Here is a 24,236-nt window from a genome sequence, read left to right as displayed (position 1 = left end):
TTCAAAGGAGAAACACGTGGCCGATTACATCATCGCCATCGACCAGGGCACGACCTCGAGCCGAGCCATCATCTTCGACCGCAAGGGCAGCATCGTCGCCACCGGGCAGAAGGAGCACGAGCAGATCCTCCCGAAGGCGGGCTGGGTCGAGCACGACGCCCTGGAGATCTGGCGCAACGTGCAGGAGGTGATCGGCCTAGCCCTCAGCCGCGGCGACCTCACCCGGCACGACATCGCCGCCGTCGGGATCACCAACCAGCGCGAGACCGCGGTGGTGTGGGACAAGACGACGGGCAAGCCGGTCTACAACGCGATCGTCTGGCAGGACACCCGCACCCAGGAGATCGTCGACCGCCTCGCGGCCGACGGCGGCGTCGAGCGGTTCAAGTCGATCGTGGGCCTCCCGCTCGCGACCTACTTCTCCGGAACCAAGATCGCCTGGATCCTGGAGAACGTCGAGGGTGCGAGGGCGAAGGCGGAGGCCGGAGACCTGATCTTCGGCACCACCGACTCCTGGGTGCTGTGGAACCTCACCGGTGGTGTCGAGGGCGGCGTGCACGCGACCGACGTCACCAACGCCTCCCGCACGATGTTCATGGACCTCGCGACGCTGGAATGGCGCGACGACATCCTCGAGGCGTTCGGCGTCCCGCGCTCGATGATGCCGGAGATCCGCTCCTCCTCCGAGGTCTACGGCGCGGCCGAGAGCTCCTCGCTCCTCCGGGAGACCCCGATCGCCGGAATCCTCGGAGACCAGCAGGCGGCCACCTTCGGACAGGCCGCGTTCGACGCCGGGGAGAGCAAGAACACCTACGGCACGGGCTGCTTCCTCATCTTCAACACGGGCGAGGAGATCGTCCACTCGAAGAACGGGCTGCTCACCACCGTCGGCTACAAGCTCGGCGACGGACCGACGCACTACGCGCTGGAGGGCTCCATCGCCGTCACCGGGTCGTTGATCCAGTGGCTGCGTGACCAGCTCGGCATCATCGACTCTGCCCCGCAGGTCGAGGAGCTCGCCGATCAGGTCGAGGACAACGGCGGCGTGTACATCGTCCCGGCCTTCTCCGGCCTGTTCGCGCCGTACTGGCGTCCGGACGCCCGCGGTGCGATCGTCGGCCTCACCCGCTACGCGAACAAGAACCACATCGCGCGCGCCGCACTGGAGGCCGTGGCCTTCCAGACCCGCGACGTGCTCGACGCGGTGAACGCCGACGCCGGTGTCGACCTGACCGAGCTGAAGGTGGACGGCGGGATGGTCGCCAACGACGCCCTCATGCAGTTCCAGGCCGATGTGCTGGGCGTTCCGGTGGTCCGGCCCGTCGTCGCTGAGACGACGGCGCTGGGTGCGGCCTACGCGGCCGGACTCGCGGTCGGGTTCTGGAACGGGCTCGACGACCTCTCCGCGAACTGGCAGCAGGACCGCCGCTGGGAGCCGTCGATGGACGCCGCCGAGCGCGACCGCCAGCTGCGGCTGTGGCGCAAGGCCGTCTCCAAGTCCATGGACTGGGTGGACGAGGACGTGCGCTGACCCTCTGAGGAGAATGAATGGGCGGGACCGGTCATCCGGTCCCGCCCATTCTGCGTTCGTGTCCCGCGGAGGTTCACATCCCGCGGTGACGGGTCAGCCCTTGCCGAAGAGCTTCTGGATCTCGGCGAGCTCGCTGTCCGAAGGCTCCTGCTGTCCGCCGAGGCCGAACCCTGCTCCCGTGGACGCGGCGTTCGTCGCGGCGATCCCCGCGTTCTCGGCCGCGCGCTTGGCCGGGTTGCCGGAACGCGAGCCGCCGCCCTTGGCCTTCTTGCCTCGCTTGGAGGATGCTCCCGGACGCCCCATGCCGGGCATGGAACCCATACCGGGGATGTTCGGGGTGCCGCCGCGGGCGACGGTCTTCATCATCTTCGCCGCCTGGTCGAAGCGCTGGACCAGCTGATTGACGTCGGTCACCGTCATGCCGGAGCCTCGAGCGATGCGCAGCCGGCGCGAGCCGTTGAGCACCTTCGGGTTGCGGCGCTCCCCCGGCGTCATGGAGCGGATGATCGCCTCGGTCCGGTCGATCTCACGCTCGTCGAAGTTCTCGAGCTGCTGCTTCATCTGCCCCATGCCCGGGAGCATCCCGAGCATCTTCTTCATGGAGCCCATCTTCTTGAGCTGCTGCATCTGCTCGAGGAAGTCCTCGAGGGTGAACGTCTCGGTCGCGAGCTTCTCGGCGACCTTCTGGGCCTCGGCCTCGTCGAAGGCCTGCTGCGCCTGCTCGATGAGGGTGAGGACGTCGCCGAGGTCCAGGATCCGGCTCGCCATGCGATCCGGGTGGAAGGGCTCGAGGTCGTCGAGTCCCTCGCCCGTGGAGGCGAAGAGGATGGGGCGGCCGGTGATCGAGGCGACCGACAGCGCCGCGCCGCCGCGGGCGTCTCCGTCGAGCTTGGACAGCACGACGCCCGTGAAGTCCACGCCGTCCTGGAACGCCTTGGCGGTGTTGACCGCGTCCTGGCCGATCATGGCGTCGATGACGAACAGGACCTCGTCCGGCGAGACCGCCTTGCGGATGTCCCCCGCCTGCTTCATGAGCTCGGCGTCGACGCCGAGACGACCGGCGGTGTCGATGATGACCACGTCGTGCTGCTGGCGACGCGCGTACTCCACGCCCTCGCGGGAGACGCGCACCGGGTCGCCAACGCCGTTGCCCGGCTCGGGCGCGTAGACGACGGCGCCCGCCTGCTCGCCCACGACCTGGAGCTGGCCCACGGCGTTCGGCCGCTGCAGGTCGGCCGCGATCAGGAGGGGCGTGTGCCCATCGGACTCGAGCTGCTTGGCGAGCTTCCCCGCGAACGTGGTCTTTCCCGAGCCCTGGAGCCCTGCGAGCATGATCACGGTCGGCGGGGTCTTGGCGAACTCGAGGCGTCGCTGCTGGCCGCCGAGGATCTGGACGAGCTCCTCGTTGACGATCTGGACGACCTGCTGCGCCGGGTTCAGCGCCTTGCTGACCTCGTCGCCGAGCGCGCGCTCGCGCACCTTGGCGGTGAACTCCTTGACGACGGGGAGCGCCACGTCGGCGTCGAGGAGCGCGCGACGGATCTCGCGGACGGTGCCGTCGACGTCGGACGCACTGAGCTTGCCCTTCGTGCGCAGGTTGCGGAAGGTCTCGGTGAGCCGGTCGGAGAGCGTGCCGAATGTAGCCATGGTGCTCTCGATTCTACGGGAGAGCGGGGGCTCCGCCTTCGACAGGACCGGATCAGCCCTCCACACCCCCCTGGAAGCCCTCCACGCCCTCCTGGAAGAGGGTGAGCTGGATGTCGCCGGCGGTCCGCAGACGCGCGTTCAGGCTCTGCCACGGAGTGACCCTGGCACCGGCCTCGACCTCGGCTCCCGCGGCGGCGAGCGCATCGGCGGCCGCGACCGTGTCGTCGACCTCGAGCGCGAGGCGGATCCGGTCGCTGCGACCGCCGTCCGTCTCGACGCGGTCGATCAGCTCCACCTGCGCGGGGTTGGCGATCTCCAGCGTCGCGGCACCGCCGTCCAGGATGACGACCCTGACGTCCCCCTCGCCCTCGTACGCGGCAAGCTCGGGCATGCCCAGCACGTCGCGATAGAGACGGAGCGTCTCCTCGAAGTCCTCGGCCCGCACCACCATCCGAAGCTGCCGGACCCCCGGCGCGCGCGCCCCCGCCGACACCCCCGCCGCCGCCGCCGTCGTCGTCGTCGGCATGGGGACGCTGAGCGAGGCCTCGTGGAAGAGATCGCGGATGCTGGCCTGCCCGGCCCCGCGCTCCGCCCAGGCGCGGATGGCCGAGAGCACGGCCGCCGCCCACGCCGCGCCCAGGATCTCCCCCGACATGCGCGCGAGTCCGGTGCGCGCCGCGAACCCGGCCACGGCCTGTGCGAGGTCGGCCTGCCGGACGGCGGCCTCGCGGCGGAGATCGCTCTCGAGTCCCATCGCCTTCGCGTTCGTGTAGGCGAGGGCGAGAGCGTCGGGGACGAGGTCTCCCAGCGCCTCCTCGATCAGTGCGGGGATCGCGGCGATGCCTCGCTCCGCCGGTTCGGCGTCCAGCCTCCGCACCGCGACCTCGAGGCGCTCGTCGAGACCCGACCAGAGCACATCCCCCTTGGAGGAGAAGTAGTTGAAGAAGCTCGATCTGCTCACCCCGGCCCGGCGGGTGATGTCCGCCACCGAGGTCGCCTCGTACCCCTTCTCCAGGAACAGCTCGCACGCCGCCTCCGCGAGCGTCTCGCGCGACGAGACGCGCGGTCGCCCCGCGCGCGCTTCCCTGACCATCCCCTCACCGTACCGCGAGTCGCCGACGAGGACCCGACGGCATCCTCGGGTATATTGTTAGACGCCATCCAACTATCAACTCGGATCGGAGCGCGACCATGCTCGACGTCCAGATCACCGGCCTGTCGCCGGACCTCGTCCCCTACCAGGAGGGGTGGGATCTGCAGAGGCGGATCCATGCGGACGTGGTCTCCGGCGACCGGCCGGACACCCTCCTCCTCCTGGAGCACGAGGCGGTCTATACGGCGGGACGCCGCACGGAGCCCCAGGAGCGCCCGCAGGACGGAACGCCGGTCGTCGACGTGGACCGCGGAGGGAAGATCACCTGGCACGGGCCGGGACAGCTCGTGGGCTACCCGATCCTCCGGCTCGCCGAGCCGGTGGATGTCGTGGCCCACGTGCGCCGCATCGAGCGCGTGCTGATCGATCTCCTCCGTCCGCTGGGCGTCGAGGGCTACCAGGTCGAGGGCCGGAGCGGCGTCTGGGTGCGCCGCCCGCTCTCGGAGGACAAGGTCGCCGCGATTGGCGTGCGTGTGCAGCAGGGCGTCACGATGCACGGCTTCGCGATCAACTGCGACAACACCCTCGCCGGGTTCCGCGGCATCGTCCCCTGCGGGATCACCGACGCCGGGGTCACCACGGTGAGCGAGGTGGTCGGGCGCGACGTCTCCCCCGCCGACATCGTGGAGCAGGTCGCCGCGGCCTTCGTCGCGGACGCCGGAGCACTCAGCACGGGAGTCGCCGCGTGAGCGCCGCCGGACCCGAGGGGCGCAAGCTCCTGCGGCTGGAGATCCGCAACGCCGAGACCCCGATCGAGCGCAAGCCGGAGTGGATCCGCACCAAGGCGAAGATGGGACCGGAGTACACGGCGCTGCACTCCCTCGTCAAGGACGAGGGGCTGCACACGGTGTGCCAGGAGGCCGGCTGCCCGAACATCTACGAGTGCTGGGAGGACCGGGAGGCGACGTTCCTCATCGGAGGCTCGCAGTGCACCCGCCGTTGCGACTTCTGCCAGATCGACACCGGGAAGCCTGCGGACTACGACACCGATGAGCCGCGACGCGTGGCGGAGAGCGTCGAGCGCATGGGGCTCCGCTACGCGACCGTCACGAGCGTCGCCCGCGATGACCTGCCCGACACCGGGGCATGGCTCAACGCCGAGACGGTGCGGATGATCCACGAGCGGAATCCGAACACCGGCGTCGAGCTGCTCGCGAACGAGCACAACGCCGACCCGGCCTTCCTCGGCCAGATCTTCGACGCACGTCCCGAGGTCTTCGCCCACAACGTCGAGACCGTCCCGCGGATCTTCAAGCGGATCCGCCCCGCGTTCCGCTACGAGCGCTCGCTCGACGTCATCACCCAGGCCCGCACCGCCGGCCTCATCACGAAGTCCAACCTGATCCTGGGCATGGGCGAGGAGCCGGAGGAGGTCGTCCAGGCGCTGCAGGACCTTCACGACGCCGGATGCGACATCATCACGATCACGCAGTACCTGCGCCCGACCCCGCGGCACCTCCCGGTGCACCGCTGGGTGAAGCCGGCGGAGTTCGTCGAGTTCAAGGAGGAGGCGGAGCGGATCGGCTTCCTCGGGGTCCTCGCCGGACCGCTCGTGCGCTCCTCCTACCGCGCCGGCCGCCTCTGGGCGCAGTCGATGCGGTCGAAGGGGCGCCCGATCCCCGAGCACCTCGCCCACATCGCGGAGGGCGCGGACCTCGGCTTCGCCCAGGCGGTCTGAGCAGCGCAGGAGCCCTCGGACGTCGGGTCAGTCGGCGCTCATCACCGACAGGACAGCGCCGTCGGAGCCGAAGTTCACCAGGAGCACGTCCTCGGTGGTGTCGGTGTCCAGGGCGTACTCCATGACGGCGAACGGCTCCGATCCACCGTGCTCGTCGGCGAGGATCGTCATGCTCATCAGCCGCAGCGATCGGATGATGTCGACGGCCGCGTCGCCGCTGACGTCCACCAGCACCTCGACAAGCTCCTCGCCGTAGGCCTGCTGCTGTTGCAGGATGTACTCCGTCACCTCGCTGGTGCGGTCATCGACCTCGTCCAGCATCGCGTTGCGCGCGGTCATGTCCACGCTCTCGATCCCGGTGACGAGGGCCGCGGCGATGTCGAGCGCCTCCGCGGAGACGTCGTCCTGATCCGGGGCCGTCAGATCGATCGTGACCACCTGATCTCCGAACTCGACGATCTCCGACCAGAAGATCGAGCCGTCGGGTCCGGAGGACAGCAGTCCGAAGAAGTCGTGTTCGATCGCCATACGGCTATGAAACCAGGCCGATGGGCATGGCGATACCCCGACCCTCCGGTCAGCCGTCGACGAGCGACTGGACGAACACGTGCGGAGTGAACCCAGTGAGGTCATCGATTCCCTCGCCCTGGCCCAGCAGCTTCACCGGGATGCCGGTGCGTTCCTGCACGGCGAGGACGAACCCGCCCTTGGCCGATCCGTCGAGCTTGGTGAGGACGAGGCCGGTGACCCCGGCGTGCTCCAGGAACGCATCCGCCTGAAGGACGCCGTTCTGCCCGGTCGTCGCGTCCAGCACGAGCAGCACCTCGCTGATCGGCGCCTGCTTCTCGATCACCCGGCGGATCTTCGTGAGCTCGTCCATCAGCCCGCCCTTGGTGTGCAGGCGTCCCGCGGTGTCGACGAGCACGATCTCGATCCCCGCGCGCTGGGCGTACTCGATGGTCTGGAAGGCGACGGACGCCGGGTCCTGCCCCTCCTGCTGGGGGCGGACGATCTCCGCCCCTCCGCGCTGCGCCCAGGTGGCGAGCTGGTCGACCGCCGCGGCGCGGAACGTGTCCGCGGCACCGACCACGACCGTGCGGCCGTAGCCGCGCAGGAACTTCGTGAACTTGCCGATCGTCGTCGTCTTGCCCACACCGTTCACACCGACCACCAGCACCACGGCCGGACGCTCGGTGAGCTTCAGAGTGGTGTCGAACCTGGCGAAGTGCTCCTCCAGGGTCTCGCGCAGCATGCGCTGCAGATCCTTCGGGTCCGTCGTCCGGTAGCGGTCGACCTTCTCGCGCAGCTCGTCCACGAGCCGCTCCGTGATGTCGGGGCCGAAATCCGCCGTCAGCAGCGCAGTCTCCAGGTCCTCCCACGTCGTCTCGTCGATCGTGGGCTTGACGAACATCCCGCGCAGCGCACGGGTGAGGGACCAGGACTTCTCCGCCATGACCCCAGCCTACGATCTCCAGCCCGCCCGCCGATCCGCGGCGGGTCTCAGGCGCTCTCAGGCGCTCTCGGCCGCGGCGGCCTGGCGGTCGCCGACGCGCTGTCCGACGACCGCGGAGACGCCGTCCTGACGCATCGAGACCCCGTACAGCGCGTCGGCGATCTCCATCGTCCGCTTCTGATGCGTGATGATCAGCAGCTGCGAGCTCTCCCTGAGCTGCTCGAACACCGTCAGCAGGCGGCCGAGGTTCGCGTCGTCCAAGGCCGCCTCGACTTCGTCCAGGATGTAGAACGGGCTCGGCCTGGCCTTGAAGATCGCCACCAGCAGCGCGACCGCCGCCAGGGAGCGCTCCCCGCCCGAGAGCAGCGAGAGACGCTCGATCTTCTTCCCGACGGGTCTGACGGCGACCTCGATCCCGGTGTTCAGCAGGTCGTCGGGGTTCGTCAGCGAGATGCTGCCCGCGCCGCCCGGGAAGAGCAGCGGGAAGACCTCGCCGAAGGCCTGCCTGGTGTCCTCGAAGGCGGCGCCGAAGATCGACTGCATGCGCTCGTCGAGGTCGGCGATGATCGTGAGGAGGTCCTGACGGGTCTTGGTGAGGTCGGCCAGCTGCTCGGTGAGGAACGCGTGCCGCTGCTCCAGCGCCGCGAACTCCTCGAGCGCGAGCGGGTTCACCCGTCCCAGCTGGGCGAGCTTGCGCTCGGCCTCCTGCAGCCGGCGCTGCTGGATCCGACGGTCGTAGGGGATAGCGCTGTCATCCTGATCACCGGAGTCACCCTTGCCATCGAGGTCGCTGGAGCCACTGGGTCTGCCGAGTGCGACGGGGTCGCGAGGAACCAGCTGGTCCGGACCGTACTCCGAGACGAGGATGTCCTCGTCGAGGGCGAGCTCGGACGCCACCCGCTCCAGAAGGCTCGTGAGATGCAGCTTCTTCTCGTGGATCTGGAGCTCGAGCCCGTGCACGCTCTCGGTGAGACCGGCCAGCCGCTCTCTGATCGACGTCTCCTGCGCCCGCAGGCCCGTCAGCTCCTCGTTCTGCGCGGAGCGCGCCGCCTCCGCCGCGCCCAGCGCCAGCCGCGCCTCCGCGACCGAGCGGTCCAGAGAGTCGAGCACCCGCGGCAGCTCGGACGCCACGCCGGACGCCGCCTCCCTCTGGGCACGGCGGATGACGGCGCGGCGCGCGGCCTCGGCCGCCGCCTCCCGTTCCCGTTCCCGCTGCCTCTCCAGGCCCGCAACGCGCGTCTGTCCGGCACGGACTCGCTCGCGCAGGGTCTCGATCCCGAGACGGGCCTCCATCTCCGCCTCCCGCGCGGCCTCGAGCGCCTCGAGGAGATCGTCGCGCGCGGAGGCGTCCAGGACCGGACGCGGCGTCTCGGCGGCCTGATCCAGCTCCGCCTTCGCGGCATCCGCCTTCGCTGCCGCCTCGGATACCTGGGTCTGCGCCTGGGCGAGCCCTGCCTCCAGCCGCTCGCACTCGGCGACCGCGGATTCATGCTGCACCGTCACGCGGTTGATCTGCTCGGCGTGCGCCGCGAGGGCGGCATCGTGCTCGCGAAGAGTCCGCAACGCCTCCTTCGCCGTCCGCCGAGCGGTCTCGAGCCCCTCGGACGCGTCCTCGCGGGCGCTGCGGAGGGTGTCGACGATGACGCGCACCTCGTCGAGGCGCTCCACGGCCGCGTCGCGCTCGGCGACCAGCTCCAGCCGGGAGCTCTCGCCGGATCCGGTGTGCAGCGTGTGGGCGGTGAGCACTTCGCCCGCCTGGGTGACGAGCGTGACCGGGGGGCCGTCCAGCGCCGCGATCGCGGCGTGCGCAGACGCGGCGGCGGCGAGGTCGGGCACGATCAGGACGTGCGAGAGCACACCGAGCACCCCGGCAGGTCCCGAGACGACGTCGGCGGCGAGGACCGCACCGGGGATCACAGCCGGCGCGGTCGTCGATCGTGACGATTCCGCGATGACGATGTCGTAGGCGCCGAGATCCTCCTCGTCTCCGGCGAGCGCGAAGGCCGAACCGGCATCGGCGACGAGCACACCCTCGGCGAGCGGGCCGAGGACCGCGGCGATGGCCGCCTCATAGCCGGAGCGCACCTGCACCGCGTCGCTGACGAGCCCGCGGACGCCGTCCTGGCCTCGGGCGACGATCTCGGCGGCTCCTCCCGAGACGGCGATCGCGCTCCCGAGGGCCGCGGCCTTGGCCGTGAGGGCGTCAGCCTCCCGCTCGGCCTCATGGAGGCGTTCGCGGATGCCCTCCAGCGCGGACTCGGCGGCGGTGCCCGCAGCCTGTGCGGCCTCGTACGACGCGGCGTGCTCGGCAGCGGTCCCTTCGGGCGCCTCGCCGTCCTCGATCCGCTCCCGCGCCTCCGCGGCCTCACGCCGCCTGGTGTGCGCGGCCTCCAGCGCGTTCTCCTGTCGGAGCACCGCGCCCCGCACCGCGGCGAGCGCGGACGCGGCGGCCTCGGCCTGACCGCGAAGGGTGCTGATGCGCATGTCGTGCGCGGAGACGAGGGCGCTCTGCTCGGCGATGTCGACGTCGAGCGCGTCCAGCTCCGCCCTCGCACGTGTGACGTCGCGGGCGGCATCCGCCGCCGTGTCCTGGGCCTTGCCCAACCCCGAGGAGATCTCGGTGATCTCGTCGTTCGCCTCGTCGATCGTCGCCTGCGTCACAGTGACCGCGGTGACCGCCGCGTCGTCCTCCTCCGTGCCGAGGAGGGCGAGCCGCTGGTTCGCCAGGGTGAACAGGCCGCGCATGCGCTCCTGCACCTGCTCGAGACCGAACGCGACCCGCCGAGCCTCGTCGACCGCGGCGGAGTTCTGCGCGCCTTCGAGCCGGGCGACCTCGGAGCGGATCCGATCGCTCTGCTCGCTGAGGAGCACCCGCTCGGCATGGCGCTCGCGCTCGTTCCGGGTGTGGTCGGCCAGTGCCGTGCGGAGCGCGACGACGTCGTCGGCGAAGATCCGCGCCTTCGCGTCCCGCACCACCGCGGCGATCGTCTGAGCTTCGCGGGCGATCTCCGCCTGCCTCCCCAGCGGCTTGAGCTGCCGCCGGATCTCCCCGGCGAGATCGCTCAGCCGCGTGAGGTTCGTCTCCATCGCGCCGAGCTTGCGAAGGGTCTTCTCCTTGCGGCGGCGGTGCTTGAGGATCCCCGCGGCCTCCTCGATGAACCCTCGCCGGTCCTCCGGCGACGCCTGCAGCACAGTGTCGAGGCGTCCCTGCCCCACGATCACGTGCATCTCGCGGCCCAGCCCCGAGTCGCTCAGCAGCTCCTGGACGTCCAGCAGACGGCAGCTCTCGCCGTTGATCGCGTACTCGCTGGACCCGTTGCGGAACAGCGTCCTGCTGATCGTCACCTCGGCGTACTCGATCGGCAGCGCGCCGTCGCTGTTGTCGATGGTCAGCTGGACCTCTGCGCGCCCGAGGGGCCCCCGGGTGGAGGTGCCCGCGAAGATGACGTCCTCCATCTTGCCGCCACGGAGGGTCTTGGCCCCCTGCTCCCCCATGACCCAGGCGAGCGCGTCGACGACGTTGGACTTCCCGGATCCGTTGGGCCCGACGATGCACGTCACCCCGGGCTCGAACGCGAAGGCGGTGGGCTGCGCGAAGGACTTGAACCCTTTCAGGGTCAGGCTCTTCAGGTGCATGCGTGCGCCTGCGGTCGGGGTCGGATCACGCCCATACGCTATCCGAACCGGGCGCTCCAGGACCGCGGAAACGCCCGGATTCCAGCGATTCCTGAGTGTTGGCTTGACGTATCCCGCCGCGGTTCGCTAGCGTTGCAAACCGACGAACCGAGAAAGGAGGTCGCCCCATGATTCGCATCGCATTCAACCCATTCCGCTGGGAGGATGATGCCTCGGCGACTTCCGTCGGCGTCTCCGGCACCGCGGAAGGGTAGCGCTGACAGGGCGATCACGCCCTTGTCCCCCCTCTCCACGGTCCACCCGCCTCGGTGATCACGGCCCCAGTCTCTGTCGCTGCCGTTCATCGCCGACATGGCGCCTCCAGGAACCGGTCCCTCGAGATCCCCTGGTCCTCCGCCATCCCCGAGCCGCTCTCCGGCTCCTCTGCTCCACGCGCCTCCGCGTCGACGTCCTCAGGGACCACGGCGCCGCCTATCGGCCACGGGCACGTACCGGGAAAACTTCCCGCCTCTGATGAAAGAGTCACCGTGAACACCACGCTCACCGCTTCGCAGACGTCGAAGCACGCCCCTCCCACCACGACGGGGCGCGACCACCTGTCCATCGAGTTCCCCCGCGAGGACGAGCTCCATCGGCTCTCGCTCGCCGATCGCGTCACGCTGCGCCTCGCGCTGCGCGTGCTACTGCGCACCCAGAAGGCGCAGGACGCCGCCCGGAGTCAGGCGCACTACGACACCATCGACCGGATCCGTGCCGAGCACGAGCTGCAGCGGGTGCGATACGCCCAGCCGCAGCGGATCCTGTGAGGCTCCCCCGGATGATGGACTCCTCCTCGACGGCGCACCTCGCGCTGTCCCTCCCCGACGGCGTCCGCGTCCGTCCGCTCGTCCTTCCGGACCGGGCGGACGGGCCGGGCTCCGCCGACCTCCAGGCCCTCGCGCCCGTGCGGAACGAGATCTACCGCGCCGTGACGGGGCGGTCCGAGGACGATCGCACCCCAGCGGAGCTGTTGCCGATCCTCCGTTCCACCGCGGACACCCGGAAGCTCCTCTGGCTGGTCGAGAAGGATGGCGCGCTGGTCGGTCGCGTCGGCCTCTTCCTCCCGCAGGAGGAGGGCGCCGTGTCGGCGACCATGAACCTCGATCTGCTCCCCCGGGTCTGGGGGCAGGGCATCGGGTCGGCGGTGTACCCGCTGATCGAGCAGCAGGCCCGAGAGCACGGTCGCACGGCCATTGAGCTGTGGGCGGAGCAGCCGGCGTCCGCGGGTCCGCGGATCGCCGCGCCCACCGGGTACGGGAGCGTGCCGGACGATCGGATCGCCGGCTTCCTGCGCGGCCGCGGGTTCCGGCTGGAGCAGGTGGACCGGATCAGCATGCTCGCCCTCGACGAGGACGCCCGCGCACGCCTCGGTCGTCTCCTCGCCGACGCCCGCGCGCACGCGGAGGAGTACCGGCTCGTGCGCTGGACGTTCCCGACGCCGCCTGAGCGGATCGACGGGTACGCCTGGATGAAGTCCCGGATGTCCACCGACGCGCCTTCGGCGGGCCTCTCCCCCTTGGAGGAGGTCTGGGACGCCGCACGCGTGCGCGAGTTCGAGCGCTCCCACCTCGACGGCGGGAGGCACGTCGTCGTCACGGCCGCGGAGCACACCGGCACGGGCGAGCTGAGCGCGTTCACAGAGCTCTCCATCGGGCCGGACCGCACGGCCTCGACCCACCAGGACGACACTCTCGTGCTCGCGGCCCACCGCGGCCACCGGCTCGGCCTGATCGTGAAGTGCGCGAGCCTTCTCGGCTGGATGGACGAGATCCCGTCGAGCCCCCGCGCCATCACCTACAACGCCGAGGAGAACAGACCGATGCTCGACATCAACGAGACCCTCGGATTCGCCCCCGTCTCCTACGAGGGCGCGTGGCGAAAGGACCTGACATGAACGATCACCCGTCCGCGAGCGACCTCCGGGCTGAGAGCACGGCGTTCGCGCTCCCCGGCGGCGCGGTCCTGCGCCCCCTTCCTCTTCCCGAGTCTTCGGACGGCGCTCCGGATCCGCTGATCCGCGCATATGCAGCGGTGCGGAATGCGACGATCCGTGAGGTCACCGGACGGGACGGCGAGGATATGACAGCGGAGCAGCTCCTCCCCCTGCTCTACGACGATGCGTACCGGCAGCGGCGGCAATGGTACGTCGAGCAGGACGGAGAGCTCGTCGGGTATGCGACGCTGAACGTCTCCCTCGACGGCGACGGCCGGACCGCGAACGGTGCGATCTGGCTCCTCGCCCGCACCTGGGGCCGCGGGATCGGCAGCGCCGTCCTCCCCGTGCTCGAGGAGGCTGCTCGACGCGAGGGCATCCATGAGCTGCAGGCGTGGATCGAGCATCCGGCGTCGGATGCTCCTCCCCTTCATGCTCCGACGGGATTCGGCACGATTTCGCAGGACCATGCGGCACGGTTCCTCCTCCGCCACGGGTTCGCGCTGGAGCAGGTCGAACGGGTGAGCATCATGGAGTGGGACGCCGGGGTCGAAGACCGCCTGCGGCTCCTCCGCGCTCAGGCGGAGGAACGTGCCGCGGACTACCGCGTCGTGCAGTGGTCGCTGCCCACCCCGCCCGAGCACGTGGACGGGTATGCCGCGATGAAGTCTCGGATGTCGACGGACGCGCCCAGCGCCGCACTCGATGTGCCCGAGGAGGTCTGGGACGAGGCCCGGATCGCCCAGCATGATCAGCGCTACCTCGACGCCGGCCGGACCGTGCTCGTGACCGCTGCGCAGCACCGGGTGACCGGCGAGCTGTGCGCCTACAACGAGCTGAGCGTCCCGCTCGATCGCCCCGATGGTATGACCGACCAGGAGGACACCCTCGTCCTCGCCGCCCACCGCGGACACAGGCTGGGAATGCTCGTCAAGACGGCGGGGCTCCTCGCCTTGCGCGAACGGCATCCCGCGTCCGACCGCATCATCACCTACAACGCCGAAGAGAACAGACCGATGCTCGACATTAACGAGAGCATCGGATTCACCGCCGTCGCCTACGAAGGCGCGTGGCGAAAGGACCTGAAATGACGACCACCACAGGGACCAGGACAGACGGGACCAGGACAGCAGAGACCAGGGCAGCGCTGAGCATCGAGTCGCTCGTCGTGCCGGAACGACTCGACGAGCCGGATGCCGCCGACTTCCTCGCCTTCGCCGCGCTGAACCGCCGGATCTGCGAGCACGACGCCGGTCGCCCGGAGCTCTGTCCGTCGCCCGAGGAGATGCTCCCCGCCTGGCGTGACACCACCGACATGCTCTCGCTCGGTTTCGTGGCCAGACGCGGGAAGGTGATCGTCGGGATGGTGGCCGTCTACATCTCGCAGGAGGAGGGCTCGACGATCGCCGAGTTCGACCTGCTGGTCGCCCCCGAGGAGTGGGGCGAGGGCATCGAGGACGCGCTCCTGGCCCGTGCCGAGGAGGAGGGCCGCCGGCGCGCACGCACGAGTCTGCAGACGTGGACCCTGCACCGGCCTGCCGAGGGCGCGGACGCGATGGACGCGCTGACCCCACGCACCGGCTGGGGACGCGTCTCCGAGACGCCGCTGGCCGCGTTCCTGGGACGGCACGGCTACGCGCTGGAGCAGGTCGAGCGCAACAGCGAGTTCGATCTGCGCGCGGACGCGGCACCCCTCACGGAGATGCTGGAACGGGCGTGCACGGCAGCGGGCCCGGACTACCGACAGCTCTCCTGGACCCTCCCGACCCCGCCGGAGCTTCGCGACGGCTTCGCCGCGATCCTCGCCCGGATGGCGATGGACGCCCCGAGCGGCGACCTCGACATCGACGAGGAGCGATGGGACGCGGCCCGTGTCGAGCGCCGGGAGCGCCATTTCGCCGAGGCGGGACAGCTCGTCTCGGTGGCCGCAGTGATCCATGAGCCCAGCGGCGTGCTCGCCGCGTACAACGAGCTCGTGGTCGGGGCCGATCGCACCCGCGTCACCCACCAGTACGGGACGCTGGTGCACGCCGAGCATCGCGGGCATCGGCTCGGGACGATCGTCAAATGCGCGAACCTGCTGCGCTGGCGAGAGCTCGTGCCCGACTCCCCGGTCGTGTCGACCTTCAACGCCGAGGAGAACCGCCCGATGCTCGACATCAACGAGGCGATCGGCTTCGCCCCCGCGTCCTACGCCGCGGCCTGGCAGAAGCCGGCGGGCGCCTGAGGCACGGCCGCGGGCTCGTCATCCGCGGGGATGACGTCCGTGGCCGCATCTCACCCTCTGGACCGACGACGCGGGCCCGGCATCTCACGAGGCTGGAAGCATGAACGCTCCCGTGCTCGATGCCCACTCCCTCACCAAGTCCTTCGGTCCCACCACGGCCCTCGCCGGCGTCGACCTGTCGGTCCGCGCCGGCGAGTCGGTCGCGATCATGGGGGCGTCCGGCTCCGGCAAGACGACGCTCCTACACGTCCTCGCCGGGATCACGACCCCTGACGCCGGGCAGGTGCTGTTCACGCCACCGGGAGGGGCGACGGCCGAGATCACCGCCCTCCGGGAGACGGCTCGCTCGAAGCTGCGTCGGGAGGCGTTCGGATTCGTCTTCCAGCAGGGGCTGCTCATCCCTGAGCTCACGGCGATCGAGAACGTCGCCCTCGCCCTCATGATCAACGGCGTCGCCCGTCGCGACGCCCTCCAGCACGCGGCAGGGTGGCTGGCCTCCCTCGGCCTGGCCGGATACGAGGAGCGTCGGATCGGTGAGCTCTCCGGGGGCCAGGCCCAGCGCGTCGCGATCGCCCGCGCGCAGGTGACCGGCGCACAGGTGGTGTTCGCCGACGAGCCGACCGGCGCACTGGACTCCCAGACCTCGTCCGAGGTCATGGACGCGCTGCTCTGGTCGACGACCGGCCAGGGGCGCACGCTCGTCGTCGTGACCCATGACGCCGACGTCGCCGCACGTTGCACCCGCACGGTCGCCGTGCGCGATGGCCGAGTGCTCTCCGCCGGGGTGTCCGCATGAACCGCCAGGTCCTCACCATCCTCCTCCGCCCCGTTCGCGGGCAGTCCGGCGTCGTCGCGCTACCGATCGTCGCGTTCGGCGTCGTCACCGCTCTCGTCCTGACCGTGCTCGGCGGTGCGCAGACGTTCTGGACGTGGCAGGACGACCTCGCGCCCATCTACGTGGTCCTCGCCGCGATCGCACTCGTGCTGCTGATCGTCCCGCTCCTCGGGCTCGGCGGGGCCGCTGCCCGGCTCTCCGCCCGGCGCAGGGACGAGAGGCTGTCGACGCTGCGCCTCCTTGGTGTGACCCCCGGCGGCGTCACGATCGCGACCGTCGTCGAGTCCGCGCTGGTGGCCGCGCTCGGCGCGCTCGCCGGCATGCTCTGCTACTTCGCGATGACACCGCTGATCGGCCTCATCCCGTTCCGTGGTCAGCCCCTGGGGGTCGCTGCCGTCATCCTTCCGGCATGGCAGATCCTCGCCGTCCTCGGCGGCGTGGTCCTGCTCGCCGCACTCAGCGCCGTCGTCGGACTGCGCCGTGTGGTGATCTCCCCCTTGGGCGTGCGCATGCGGGCGCAGGCCTCCCCCGCGCACTGGATCCGTGCCGTGGTCCTCGTCGTGGTGATGGCCGCGGGCATCATCGTGTCGCAGCAGTTCGCCCAGGTCGGCGGGATCATCGTCTTCGTCATCCTGGTCGGCGCCTTCGCATTCGCCCTGGCGATGCTGAACCTCGTAGGGCCCTGGATGCTCAAGGTGGTCGCACGGAGTCAGCTCCGTCGCGCCGAGCGTCCGGACCGGCTGCTGTCGGCACGGATCGTCCTGGACTCCCCCAAGGCCGCGTGGCGTCAGGTGAGCGGGATCTCGATGGCCAGCTTCATGGCGGTGTTCGCAGGAACCGGCGTGGCGCTCATGGCGGACGCCGCCTCATCGGACATCAACCCCGAGCAGATCCAGCTGGTCGCCGACATGCGCACGGGACTCATCATCACCCTGGTCGCCTCGTTCCTCATGGTCGCAGCCTCCGTCGGGGTGAACCAGGCATCCGCGATCCTGGATCAGCGGGAGCTGAACAGGAGCCTGCACTTCCTCGGGATGCCGATGGAGACGGTGGACGGCGCCCGGCGCCGAGCGATCATGTCCCCCCTGCTGGTGACGGCTCTGGGCTCGGCGATCTGCGCCGGTCTGCTGATCTTCCCGCTGCTCGGGATGGCCCTGATCCTGGCGCCGCTGTCGCTGCTGACCATCGCCGCGGTCCTCGCCACAGGCATCGGGCTGGTCTGGATAGTCACACGCCTCACCCGCCCGATCCTCGCCCGCGAGTTCGCGGGCTGAGCGCGCGCCGCTCAGGTGAGTGAGACGAACGCGACGGACTGCGCCCTCCTGGTGCGCTCGGCCTGGGGGTTCAGGCCGACGCTCCAGGACGGGTAGACGCGGAAGCCGCGTTTCCCCGGGGAGGAGGCGGACCGGGTCACCCCCAGCGCATCGAGATGGGAGGTGGTGAAGCGGAAGACCCCGAACCGCTGATCGTCCTGAACGAACACGAGAAGCCCGGCCGTCTGGTCGTCCGTTGCGAAAGGCCGCGTCCCGCCGAGCGGATCACGCGTCCAGACGGCGACGAAGGCGCCGGGCTTCTTCGGTGTCACCCGTGCCGTGCGCAGCCGCCATGATTCGGAGCCGATCCGCACGAGACCGGACTCGTAGGCGCCGCTCTGCTCCTCGAGCCATGGCCCTTCGACCGTCGCATCGAGGCCTCCCAGCCTCACGTACCGTTCAAAAGCCGAGAACTCCACCAGCGCAGCTTACGTGTCCCGCGCGCGCGGAGTCTGACCGCTCCGATCGCTAGGATTGCCCAATGACGTGCGGCAGGCGTGTCCGCGGCGTGCACGCCGTCTTCGCGGCATCAGTGCTGAGCCTCGGCCTGCTGCTCTCCGCGTGCACGGGAGACGGGGAGTCTGCGGCGTTCCAGCGGGAGTTCGCCGACGAGTCGTCGATCGAGTCGATGGAGCTCACGAGCCACGATAACCAGCCGTTCACCGGCGGCGTGAGCGGCGACGTCATAGTGCGCGAGGCCGTCACCGACGCGGAGTTCACGGAGCTCGCGGCTCGCGTCGGCAGCTACACCCGCGAGCACGTCGGACGGATGCGTGGCCGTGTGTCGCTCGTCGTCCGCGGCCTTGAGATGGTCGTGACCGGCGACGAACAGACCGATGACGACCATGTGCGGCTGCTGCTCGCCCTGCGCACCGACATGAGCGTGATGTCGGCCGTCATCGCAGAGGTCTCGGTCTCGGTGGGGACGACGACCGCCGAAGAGGCGATCCGGCTCGCGCGCAATCTGCCTGCCAGGCTGGAGGATGTCGCAACGGACCGGCCGTGGCAGTTGTCCGTCCGCAGCGAAGGGGGCGAGGTCGCCGTGACCGGTGACGCCACCGCGATGGCCGCCGCCGTGCGGCTATGGGAGACGCTCAGTGCCTCGGTGCCGCTGACCGGCATCCGCGCTCAAGAGGACTCGGGGGTCACCGCCACGCTGCGGCACGAAGCCGACGTCTCCCGCGCGCAGGCGGTGGTCGCCGGCATGGCTCTCGGGGACGACATGACGCCGACGTTCGCGAGCGACCTGGTTCGCCTCGGCGACTCCGACGGAGAAGACGCGCGTCTCCTGCTCTCGCGCCTCGACCCCGACATGCGCGCGAGGATCGCCTATGTATGGATCTCGGACACGCGGATCCAGGTCGCGGTCCGCACCGAGGCCGACTTCACGGTGTTGGCCTCACCGGTCGACACCGCGCTTCCGTCGCACATTTCCGAGGCGTGGCTGGTGCTGTCCGACGACGTCGAGACGCGTGTTGCCGTACGCCCGGCGAGCGCCGATCGATAGGCGCGCGCCTCAGCGTTTCGGGAGCCCTGCGGGCGGACGCTGACAGTTCGGGCAAAGGTGCGACGAGCGGTTCATGAACGCCTCGCGCACGACCTCGGTGCCGCAGCGCGGGCACGGCTTGCCCTGCTGACCGTAGGCATTGAGCGAGTGCGCGAAGTAGCCGGCCTGGCCGTTGACGTTCACGTACTGCGCGTCGAAGCTGGTCCCGCCCTCGGCCAACGCCTTGTGCAGAACGGTGCGGACTTCAGCCAGGAGCCGGTTCACCGCGACCGTCGAGAGCGCACTCGCGGACGTCTCGGGATGGATCCGTGCCGCCCACAGCGACTCGTCGGCATAGATGTTGCCGATCCCGCTGACCAGGCCCTGATCGAGGAGCACACGCTTGATCGCGCTCCCCCGCTTTCGGAGCGCTGCACGAAGGGCATCGTCATCGAAGGCCGGGTCCAGCGGATCCCGTGCGATGTGCGCGACCTGCGTGGGGATCAACGGATCCTCCGTGCCCCACCCGGCCGGCCGTGCGTCCGGCGTCGCGACCAGTCCGTCGACGGCGAGGGAGCCGAACGTCCGCTGATCGGCGAACACGACCGCCAGCTCGCCGTGCACAGGGTGCTCGACGAAGACCCTGATCCGTTCGTGTCGCTCCGGGTTGGCGTCCGGCCGGCGCAAGAGCATCTGCCCGCTCATGCCGAGATGCCCCACGACCGCATCCGTCCGGTCCGCGAGCGGCATCCAGAGGAATTTCCCGCGTCGCGCGACGGCCGCGATGCCCGCGCCTTCGAGCCGTGCGACGAAATCCGCCGCCCCGCCCGCATGCCGGGTGAGCGCACGCTCGTCGAGGACGCTGACGGACGTCACACGAGCACCGGCCAGTGCCGGGGCGAGGCCCGCTCGGACGACCTCGACTTCGGGGAGCTCAGGCATCACGAACCTCCCGCGACCGTCGCAGGTCCGTCAATCCCGACCGCCGAGCACCTGCCAGGCGCGCAGTGCCGCGGCCATCTCGGCGGCCTTCTTGCTGGTTCCCTCACCGGTCGTGCTGACCTCGCCGACGACGACCGTCGCGGTGAAGAGGCGATCGTGATCCGGCCCGGTCGAGTCCACGGAGTACCGCGGTGGCGTGGTGCCGAGGCGCGCCGCAAGCTCCTGCAGGCTCGTCTTCGGGTCCATCGCAGCGCCGTACCGCTCAGGGTCGGCGAGAAGCGGCTCTGTGAGACGGAGGACCATCTCGGTGGCCGCCTCGGACCCTGCCGAGAGATAGGTCGCTCCGATGACCGCTTCCATCGTGTCGGCAAGGATCGAGTCCTTGTCGCGACCGCCGGTCTGTTCCTCACCCCTGCCGAGGAGCAGGTGCTGCCCCAGGCCGATGGTCCTCGCGACCTCCGCGAGAGCCGTCGTCGAGACGACGCTGGCGCGCCGCTTCGCGAGCGCGCCCTCGTCGAGGTCGGGAAGGGTGGTGAAGAGCATGACCGTCACAGCCTGCCCCAGCACGGAATCACCGAGGAACTCGAGACGCTCGTTGTGCGGGATGCCGCCGTGCTCGTACGCGTACGAGCGATGCGTCAGAGCCAGCTCCAGCAGCTCCGGGGCGATGTCGACACCCAGAGTCTCTGCAAGAGGCCTCGTCCCCCGAGGGACCTCTGTCACGATCGCCTGCGTCGGATCAGACGTCGGCGACCTTGCGGCCCTTGTACTCGAGGAAGAGCTCCGTGCCCTGCGAGTCGGTGACGACCTTGGCCTGGTGCGGCCGGCTGTAGACGACCTTGCCGTTCTCGATGGTCTTGACGAGCGTGGGGGCCTCCGCCTTCCACTGCGCGCGACGCGAGCGGGTGTTCGAACGGGAGACCTTGCGCTTCGGGGGGTTACCAGCCATGGCTACTTACCTTCTGTGTTCTCGGGCGCGCGGTCTGCCGCGCCCCCTTGGTCTGTGATCTGCTGGAGCGCGCTCCATCGTGAATCGATGGGAGCGGTTTTCTCCGTTCCGGTGCTCCTGGCCAGCCGCTCGCCGGTCTCAGGATCGAGACCGGGGCAATCCGGCTGGCACACCGGCTGAAACGGGAGCGACAACACGACCGCATCCCTGACCAGAGTTTCAAGATCCACGTGGTCGTCTTGAACCTCGAAGTCGTTCGCTTCCTCACCAGGATAGGCGAAAAGCTCCTGAAACTCGACTTCGACAGGCGCCTCGATGGGATTGAGGCATCGTCCGCACTCGCCACGGTAGGTCGAGTCGACCGTTCCAGAGGCGAGGATGCCCTCATGGACCGACTCCAGACGGACGTCGACGACGACCTCGGTGCCCGCCTCGACGGACACGAGCCCTTCGCCCCATCGATCCTTCAGGTCCACGACGATCTCGTGCTCGCGCATCTCGCCGGGGTGCCGGGTGATGTCGCGGACCGGGATGACGAACGGTCCGTTGAATCGGGTCTTCACCCCCTCAGTCTACCGGCCGGGGCCTGTGCAGGACCGCGGACCGTGACGGGGCCGCTCAGAGACCGCGGGCGCCGGTGTCCAGGAAACGCGAGACCGGCGCGGGGACGAACGGGGACACGTCGCCGCCGAGCGCCGCGACCTGTCGCACCAGCGAGCTGGACACGAGGGCGTTCGCGGGGTCGGGAAGCAGGAACACCGTCTCGATGCCGGCGAGGTGGCGGTTCACGATCGCCATCGGCGACTCGTAGGCGACGTCCACCTGCGAGCGGAGCCCCTTGACCAGGACACCCGCGTTCACATCGCGTGCGTAGTCGACGAGCAGGCCCATGCTCCAGGAGCCGACGATCACGTTTCCCGACACGCCGACCTCGGCGATGGACTCCTCCAGGAGGGCCAACCGCTGCGCGACCGGGAGCATCGCCTGCTTGTCGGGGTTGTGCACCACCAGCACGTGCAGCTCGTCGTAGAGGGCGGACGCCCGACGGATGACGTCGAGATGGCCCAGTGTGGGCGGATCGAAGGAACCCGGGACGACGGCGATCCGGCTGCTCATTCCTCCAGCCTAGCGGCGGCGCTCCGGGTTTCGTCCAAGACCCGGATCCCGTGCGCCCGCATGTCCGCCCGAGTCAGCTCTTCGAGAGCGCAGCCCTGTCCTCTTCGCTGAGCCGTCGATCGATGGCCTGACGGAGGCCGGGATGCGCCTGGAGCCCCGGATCCTCGGCGAGGATCCTCTCGGCGACCTCCCTGGCCTGCACGATCAGCTCGGCATCCTTCACCACGCGCAACAGCTTCAGCGAGGAGCGGACCCCCGACTGCCGGGCGCCGAGCACGTCGCCCTCCCCCCGGAGATCGAGATCGATCTCCGCCAGGACGAACCCGTCGAGGGTTCCGGCGACGGCGTCGACCCGCTCGCGCGCCGGTGTCCCCTGCTCGGCCTCCGTCACGAGCAGGCAGAGTCCGGGGACTCCCCCTCGACCGACGCGCCCTCGCAGCTGATGAAGCTGCGAGACGCCGAACCGATCGGCGTCGAGGACGATCATCGTCGAGGCGTTGGGCACGTCGACGCCGACCTCGATCACGGTCGTCGCCACGAGCACATCGATCTCGCCGCGGGCGAAGGACTGCATCACGGCGTCCTTCTCCTCGGCCCCCATGCGCCCGTGCAGCCCGGCGACACGCAGCGCGCCGATCCTCGGATGACTCGCCAGCGCCGCGAGGAGCTGGACCACGCCCCAGCGCGGCCCCGTCGGCGCCTCGCCCTCGACCTCCACGGCCTCCTGATCCGCCTCCGTCGTGTTCCTGTCGACGTCGATCGCCGCGCATACCGCGAACACCTGCCGCCCCTGGGCGACCTCCTCCGCCGCCCGCTCCCACACCCGCGGGAACCAGCCGGGATGATCGGCCAGCGGGGCGACGAACGTCTCGATCCCGGCGCGTCCCGCCGGCATGCTGCGGATCACCGAGGTGTCGAGGTCGCCGAACACCGTCATGGCCACGGTCCGCGGGATCGGCGTCGCGGTGAGCACCAGCGCGTGCGGGCTCGATCCCTTCGCCCGCAGCGCCTCCCGCTGCTCGACGCCGAACCGGTGCTGCTCGTCGACGACGACGAGCCCGAGGTCCGCGAAGGTCGTCTTCGCCCCCAGCAGCGCATGGGTGCCGACGACGATGAGCGACTGTCCCGAGGCGACCCGCAGCGCGGCCTTCCGCCGCTCCGGTGCCGACATCTGCCCGGTGAGGAGCGTCGGCATCACCTCCGGGGCGAGCTTCGGTCCGAGCATCTTCGTGATCGAGCGGAGGTGCTGCCCGGCGAGCACCTCGGTGGGCGCGATCAGCGCCGCCTGCCCCCCGGACTCGGCGACCTGGAGCATCGCTCGGAGGGCGACCAGCGTCTTGCCCGAGCCGACCTCTCCCTGCACGAGCCGGTTCATGGGCGATTCCCCGACGAGGTCCGCCGCGATCGTGGCCCCGACCGTCTCCTGGTCCGGCGTCAGCGAGAACGGCAGCCCGGCATCGAAGCGCTCGAGGAGCCCGCCGGGTCTCGACGCACGACTGGTCGCGGACAGGCCGCGGACCTGCAGGCGCTGTTCGAGCAGCGCCGTCTGCAGCGTGAGCGCCTCGTGCATGCGCAGGGTGCGGATCGCCGGGCCGATCTGGTCCTTGGTCTCGGGACGGTGCACGCGTTCGAGCGCCGTCCGCGCATCGAGCAGCCGTTCCTCGTGTCGGAGGTCGTCCGGCAGCGGCTCTGGCACGGTGTCGAGATCGTCCAGCGCGATCGCCACGAGCTTCTCAATCTGCCAGGTCGCCACCGCCGCGGTCGCCGGATAGATCGGGATCGGGCGGGTCACCACGGTGTCCGCCTTGCTGCGGGCCTCCCCCTCGTCATCGAAGAGCTCGTACTGCGGATGGGCGAACTGGGTCACGCCCTTGTACCGCCCGACCTTCCCCGAGAACACGCCACGGCGCCCGAGTCGGAGCTCCTTCTCGCGCCACTCCAGCTGCCCACGGTGCTTGCCGAAGAAGGTCAGCGACATCCGGCCGACCCCGTCGCCGATCGTGACCTCCATCATCGCCCCGCGCCGCGCCTTCATGTCGCGGACCGAGACCGACATGACCTCGGCGACGATCGTGACGGTCTCGCCGACCGGGAGATCGAGGATCGGGGTGAGCTCCCCGCGACTGGCGTAGCGTCGCGGATAGTGCGAGAGCAGATCGGCCACCGTCGTCATCCCGAACGCCTTCTCGAGCGCCTTCGCATTGGCGCTGCCGAGTGCGCCGTCCAGGCGCGTCTCCAGGGTCAGGGACATGCTCCGAGTCTAGAGTCGCGCATCGACATCCTCCTGCGGCTGTCCAC

Annotated in this window: 22 protein-coding genes; 10 read left to right on the top strand and 12 right to left on the bottom strand. The window is 70.0% G+C overall.

The window, feature by feature from the left end; all coding sequences use genetic code 11:
- Positions 1-16: 16 nt before the first annotated feature.
- The gene (glpK, locus tag J2Y69_RS02800; RefSeq protein ID WP_310017324.1) at positions 17-1,531 is read left to right on the top strand and encodes a glycerol kinase GlpK; all 1,515 of its coding nucleotides are present in this window, start codon (positions 17-19) and stop codon (positions 1,529-1,531) included.
- A 93-nt stretch (positions 1,532-1,624) separates the two neighbouring features.
- Here glpK and ffh read toward each other — a convergent pair whose 3' ends face one another.
- Both ffh and J2Y69_RS02790 read right to left on the bottom strand, forming a co-directional pair.
- Complete coding sequence (gene ffh, locus J2Y69_RS02795; RefSeq protein ID WP_310017322.1) at positions 1,625-3,178, bottom strand: signal recognition particle protein; 1,554 nt, start codon at positions 3,176-3,178, stop codon at positions 1,625-1,627.
- 52 nt (positions 3,179-3,230) lie between these two features.
- Positions 3,231-4,271, bottom strand: a complete 1,041-nt coding sequence (locus J2Y69_RS02790) for a TetR family transcriptional regulator (RefSeq protein WP_310017321.1) — start codon at positions 4,269-4,271, stop codon at positions 3,231-3,233.
- 98 nt (positions 4,272-4,369) lie between these two features.
- Between J2Y69_RS02790 and lipB the strand changes: the two genes are divergently transcribed.
- Positions 4,370-5,020 carry a lipoyl(octanoyl) transferase LipB gene (gene lipB, locus J2Y69_RS02785; RefSeq protein WP_310017319.1) on the top strand — a complete coding sequence of 217 codons (651 nt, stop codon included), beginning with the start codon at positions 4,370-4,372 and terminating at the stop codon, positions 5,018-5,020.
- Entirely contained in the window at positions 5,017-6,009 is a 993-nt protein-coding gene (gene lipA, locus J2Y69_RS02780) for a lipoyl synthase (RefSeq protein ID WP_310017317.1), read from the top strand. Before lipB ends, lipA begins: the two co-directional genes overlap by 4 nt.
- 27 nt (positions 6,010-6,036) lie before the next feature.
- Here lipA and J2Y69_RS02775 read toward each other — a convergent pair whose 3' ends face one another.
- Genes J2Y69_RS02775 through smc form a run of 3 tightly spaced genes read right to left on the bottom strand, consistent with a single transcriptional unit; the run spans position 6,037 to position 11,098 of the window.
- Positions 6,037-6,537, bottom strand: coding sequence for a DUF2004 domain-containing protein (locus J2Y69_RS02775; RefSeq protein WP_310017306.1), 501 nt, complete (start codon positions 6,535-6,537; stop codon positions 6,037-6,039).
- A gap of 49 nt (positions 6,538-6,586) precedes the next feature.
- Positions 6,587-7,462 (bottom strand): signal recognition particle-docking protein FtsY, encoded by an 876-nt coding sequence (gene ftsY / locus J2Y69_RS02770; RefSeq protein WP_310017305.1) that lies wholly within the window; start codon positions 7,460-7,462, stop codon positions 6,587-6,589.
- Between the two features lie 57 nt (positions 7,463-7,519).
- A complete protein-coding gene (gene smc / locus J2Y69_RS02765) occupies positions 7,520-11,098 on the bottom strand; it encodes a chromosome segregation protein SMC (RefSeq protein WP_310017304.1) in 3,579 nt (1,192 codons plus the stop codon).
- A gap of 527 nt (positions 11,099-11,625) precedes the next feature.
- Here smc and J2Y69_RS02760 point away from each other — a divergent pair.
- The 6 genes from J2Y69_RS02760 to J2Y69_RS02735 all read left to right on the top strand — a co-directional run bounded on the left by J2Y69_RS02760 (position 11,626) and on the right by J2Y69_RS02735 (position 17,406).
- Complete coding sequence (locus tag J2Y69_RS02760; protein WP_310017303.1) at positions 11,626-11,904, top strand: hypothetical protein; 279 nt, start codon at positions 11,626-11,628, stop codon at positions 11,902-11,904.
- A gap of 11 nt (positions 11,905-11,915) precedes the next feature.
- Positions 11,916-13,031, top strand: a complete 1,116-nt coding sequence (locus J2Y69_RS02755; RefSeq protein ID WP_310017302.1) for a GNAT family N-acetyltransferase — start codon at positions 11,916-11,918, stop codon at positions 13,029-13,031.
- Positions 13,028-14,161 (top strand): GNAT family N-acetyltransferase, encoded by a 1,134-nt coding sequence (locus J2Y69_RS02750; protein WP_310017301.1) that lies wholly within the window; start codon positions 13,028-13,030, stop codon positions 14,159-14,161. Before J2Y69_RS02755 ends, J2Y69_RS02750 begins: the two co-directional genes overlap by 4 nt.
- Positions 14,158-15,297 carry a GNAT family N-acetyltransferase gene (locus J2Y69_RS02745; protein WP_310017299.1) on the top strand — a complete coding sequence of 380 codons (1,140 nt, stop codon included), beginning with the start codon at positions 14,158-14,160 and terminating at the stop codon, positions 15,295-15,297. The genes J2Y69_RS02750 and J2Y69_RS02745 overlap by 4 nt, the downstream gene beginning before the upstream one ends.
- Before the next feature lie 100 nt (positions 15,298-15,397).
- Positions 15,398-16,093, top strand: coding sequence for an ABC transporter ATP-binding protein (locus J2Y69_RS02740; RefSeq protein ID WP_310017297.1), 696 nt, complete (start codon positions 15,398-15,400; stop codon positions 16,091-16,093).
- Positions 16,090-17,406, top strand: a complete 1,317-nt coding sequence (locus J2Y69_RS02735; protein ID WP_310017294.1) for an FtsX-like permease family protein — start codon at positions 16,090-16,092, stop codon at positions 17,404-17,406. The genes J2Y69_RS02740 and J2Y69_RS02735 overlap by 4 nt, the downstream gene beginning before the upstream one ends.
- An 11-nt stretch (positions 17,407-17,417) precedes the next feature.
- On the opposite strand, the gene J2Y69_RS02730 is transcribed toward J2Y69_RS02735, so the two are convergent.
- Complete coding sequence (locus J2Y69_RS02730) at positions 17,418-17,837, bottom strand: MepB family protein (RefSeq protein WP_310017292.1); 420 nt, start codon at positions 17,835-17,837, stop codon at positions 17,418-17,420.
- An 89-nt stretch (positions 17,838-17,926) separates the two neighbouring features.
- Between J2Y69_RS02730 and J2Y69_RS02725 the strand changes: the two genes are divergently transcribed.
- Entirely contained in the window at positions 17,927-18,952 is a 1,026-nt protein-coding gene (locus J2Y69_RS02725; RefSeq protein WP_310017291.1) for a hypothetical protein, read from the top strand.
- 9 nt (positions 18,953-18,961) lie between these two features.
- Here J2Y69_RS02725 and mutM read toward each other — a convergent pair whose 3' ends face one another.
- The 6 genes from mutM to J2Y69_RS02695 form a co-directional block, all read right to left on the bottom strand.
- A complete protein-coding gene (gene mutM, locus J2Y69_RS02720) occupies positions 18,962-19,873 on the bottom strand; it encodes a bifunctional DNA-formamidopyrimidine glycosylase/DNA-(apurinic or apyrimidinic site) lyase (RefSeq protein WP_310017289.1) in 912 nt (303 codons plus the stop codon).
- 30 nt (positions 19,874-19,903) lie between these two features.
- A complete protein-coding gene (gene rnc / locus J2Y69_RS02715; protein ID WP_310017286.1) occupies positions 19,904-20,596 on the bottom strand; it encodes a ribonuclease III in 693 nt (230 codons plus the stop codon).
- A gap of 16 nt (positions 20,597-20,612) precedes the next feature.
- The gene (rpmF, locus tag J2Y69_RS02710; protein WP_019179169.1) at positions 20,613-20,822 is read right to left on the bottom strand and encodes a 50S ribosomal protein L32; all 210 of its coding nucleotides are present in this window, start codon (positions 20,820-20,822) and stop codon (positions 20,613-20,615) included.
- Positions 20,823-20,824: 2 nt separating this feature from the next.
- On the bottom strand, positions 20,825-21,319 hold the full coding sequence (locus tag J2Y69_RS02705; protein WP_310017762.1) for a YceD family protein: 495 nt from the start codon (positions 21,317-21,319) through the stop codon (positions 20,825-20,827).
- Between the two features lie 121 nt (positions 21,320-21,440).
- Complete coding sequence (gene coaD / locus J2Y69_RS02700) at positions 21,441-21,938, bottom strand: pantetheine-phosphate adenylyltransferase (protein WP_310017273.1); 498 nt, start codon at positions 21,936-21,938, stop codon at positions 21,441-21,443.
- Between the two features lie 73 nt (positions 21,939-22,011).
- A complete protein-coding gene (locus J2Y69_RS02695) occupies positions 22,012-24,189 on the bottom strand; it encodes an ATP-dependent DNA helicase RecG (RefSeq protein WP_310017271.1) in 2,178 nt (725 codons plus the stop codon).
- Positions 24,190-24,236: the final 47 nt, after the last annotated feature.

It is taken from the genome of Microbacterium resistens, from assembly GCF_031456305.1.
In the GTDB taxonomy this organism is placed as follows: domain Bacteria; phylum Actinomycetota; class Actinomycetes; order Actinomycetales; family Microbacteriaceae; genus Microbacterium; species Microbacterium resistens_A.
Note: the sequence above shows the minus strand (reverse complement) of the source record. Positions and strands in the feature narration are given on the sequence as shown.

Bases quoted from the DNA above. Each gene is read 5' to 3' on its own strand.
- mutM (WP_310017289.1), bottom strand. From the start codon at position 19,873: ATGCCTGAGCTCCCCGAAGTCGAGGTCGTCCGAGCGGGCCTCGCCCCG.
- J2Y69_RS02695 (WP_310017271.1), bottom strand. From the start codon at position 24,189: ATGTCCCTGACCCTGGAGACGCGCCTGGACGGCGCACTCGGCAGCGCC.
- J2Y69_RS02725 (WP_310017291.1), top strand. From the start codon at position 17,927: ATGACGTGCGGCAGGCGTGTCCGCGGCGTGCACGCCGTCTTCGCGGCA.
- J2Y69_RS02735 (WP_310017294.1), top strand. From the start codon at position 16,090: ATGAACCGCCAGGTCCTCACCATCCTCCTCCGCCCCGTTCGCGGGCAG.
- J2Y69_RS02775 (WP_310017306.1), bottom strand. From the start codon at position 6,537: ATGGCGATCGAACACGACTTCTTCGGACTGCTGTCCTCCGGACCCGAC.
- lipB (WP_310017319.1), top strand. From the start codon at position 4,370: ATGCTCGACGTCCAGATCACCGGCCTGTCGCCGGACCTCGTCCCCTAC.
- ffh (WP_310017322.1), bottom strand. From the start codon at position 3,178: ATGGCTACATTCGGCACGCTCTCCGACCGGCTCACCGAGACCTTCCGC.
- coaD (WP_310017273.1), bottom strand. From the start codon at position 21,938: ATGAGCAGCCGGATCGCCGTCGTCCCGGGTTCCTTCGATCCGCCCACA.
- J2Y69_RS02790 (WP_310017321.1), bottom strand. From the start codon at position 4,271: ATGGTCAGGGAAGCGCGCGCGGGGCGACCGCGCGTCTCGTCGCGCGAG.
- J2Y69_RS02705 (WP_310017762.1), bottom strand. From the start codon at position 21,319: ATGCGCGAGCACGAGATCGTCGTGGACCTGAAGGATCGATGGGGCGAA.
- J2Y69_RS02745 (WP_310017299.1), top strand. From the start codon at position 14,158: ATGACGACCACCACAGGGACCAGGACAGACGGGACCAGGACAGCAGAG.
- J2Y69_RS02750 (WP_310017301.1), top strand. From the start codon at position 13,028: ATGAACGATCACCCGTCCGCGAGCGACCTCCGGGCTGAGAGCACGGCG.
- smc (WP_310017304.1), bottom strand. From the start codon at position 11,098: ATGCACCTGAAGAGCCTGACCCTGAAAGGGTTCAAGTCCTTCGCGCAG.
- J2Y69_RS02755 (WP_310017302.1), top strand. From the start codon at position 11,916: ATGATGGACTCCTCCTCGACGGCGCACCTCGCGCTGTCCCTCCCCGAC.
- ftsY (WP_310017305.1), bottom strand. From the start codon at position 7,462: ATGGCGGAGAAGTCCTGGTCCCTCACCCGTGCGCTGCGCGGGATGTTC.
- rpmF (WP_019179169.1), bottom strand. From the start codon at position 20,822: ATGGCTGGTAACCCCCCGAAGCGCAAGGTCTCCCGTTCGAACACCCGC.
- J2Y69_RS02740 (WP_310017297.1), top strand. From the start codon at position 15,398: ATGAACGCTCCCGTGCTCGATGCCCACTCCCTCACCAAGTCCTTCGGT.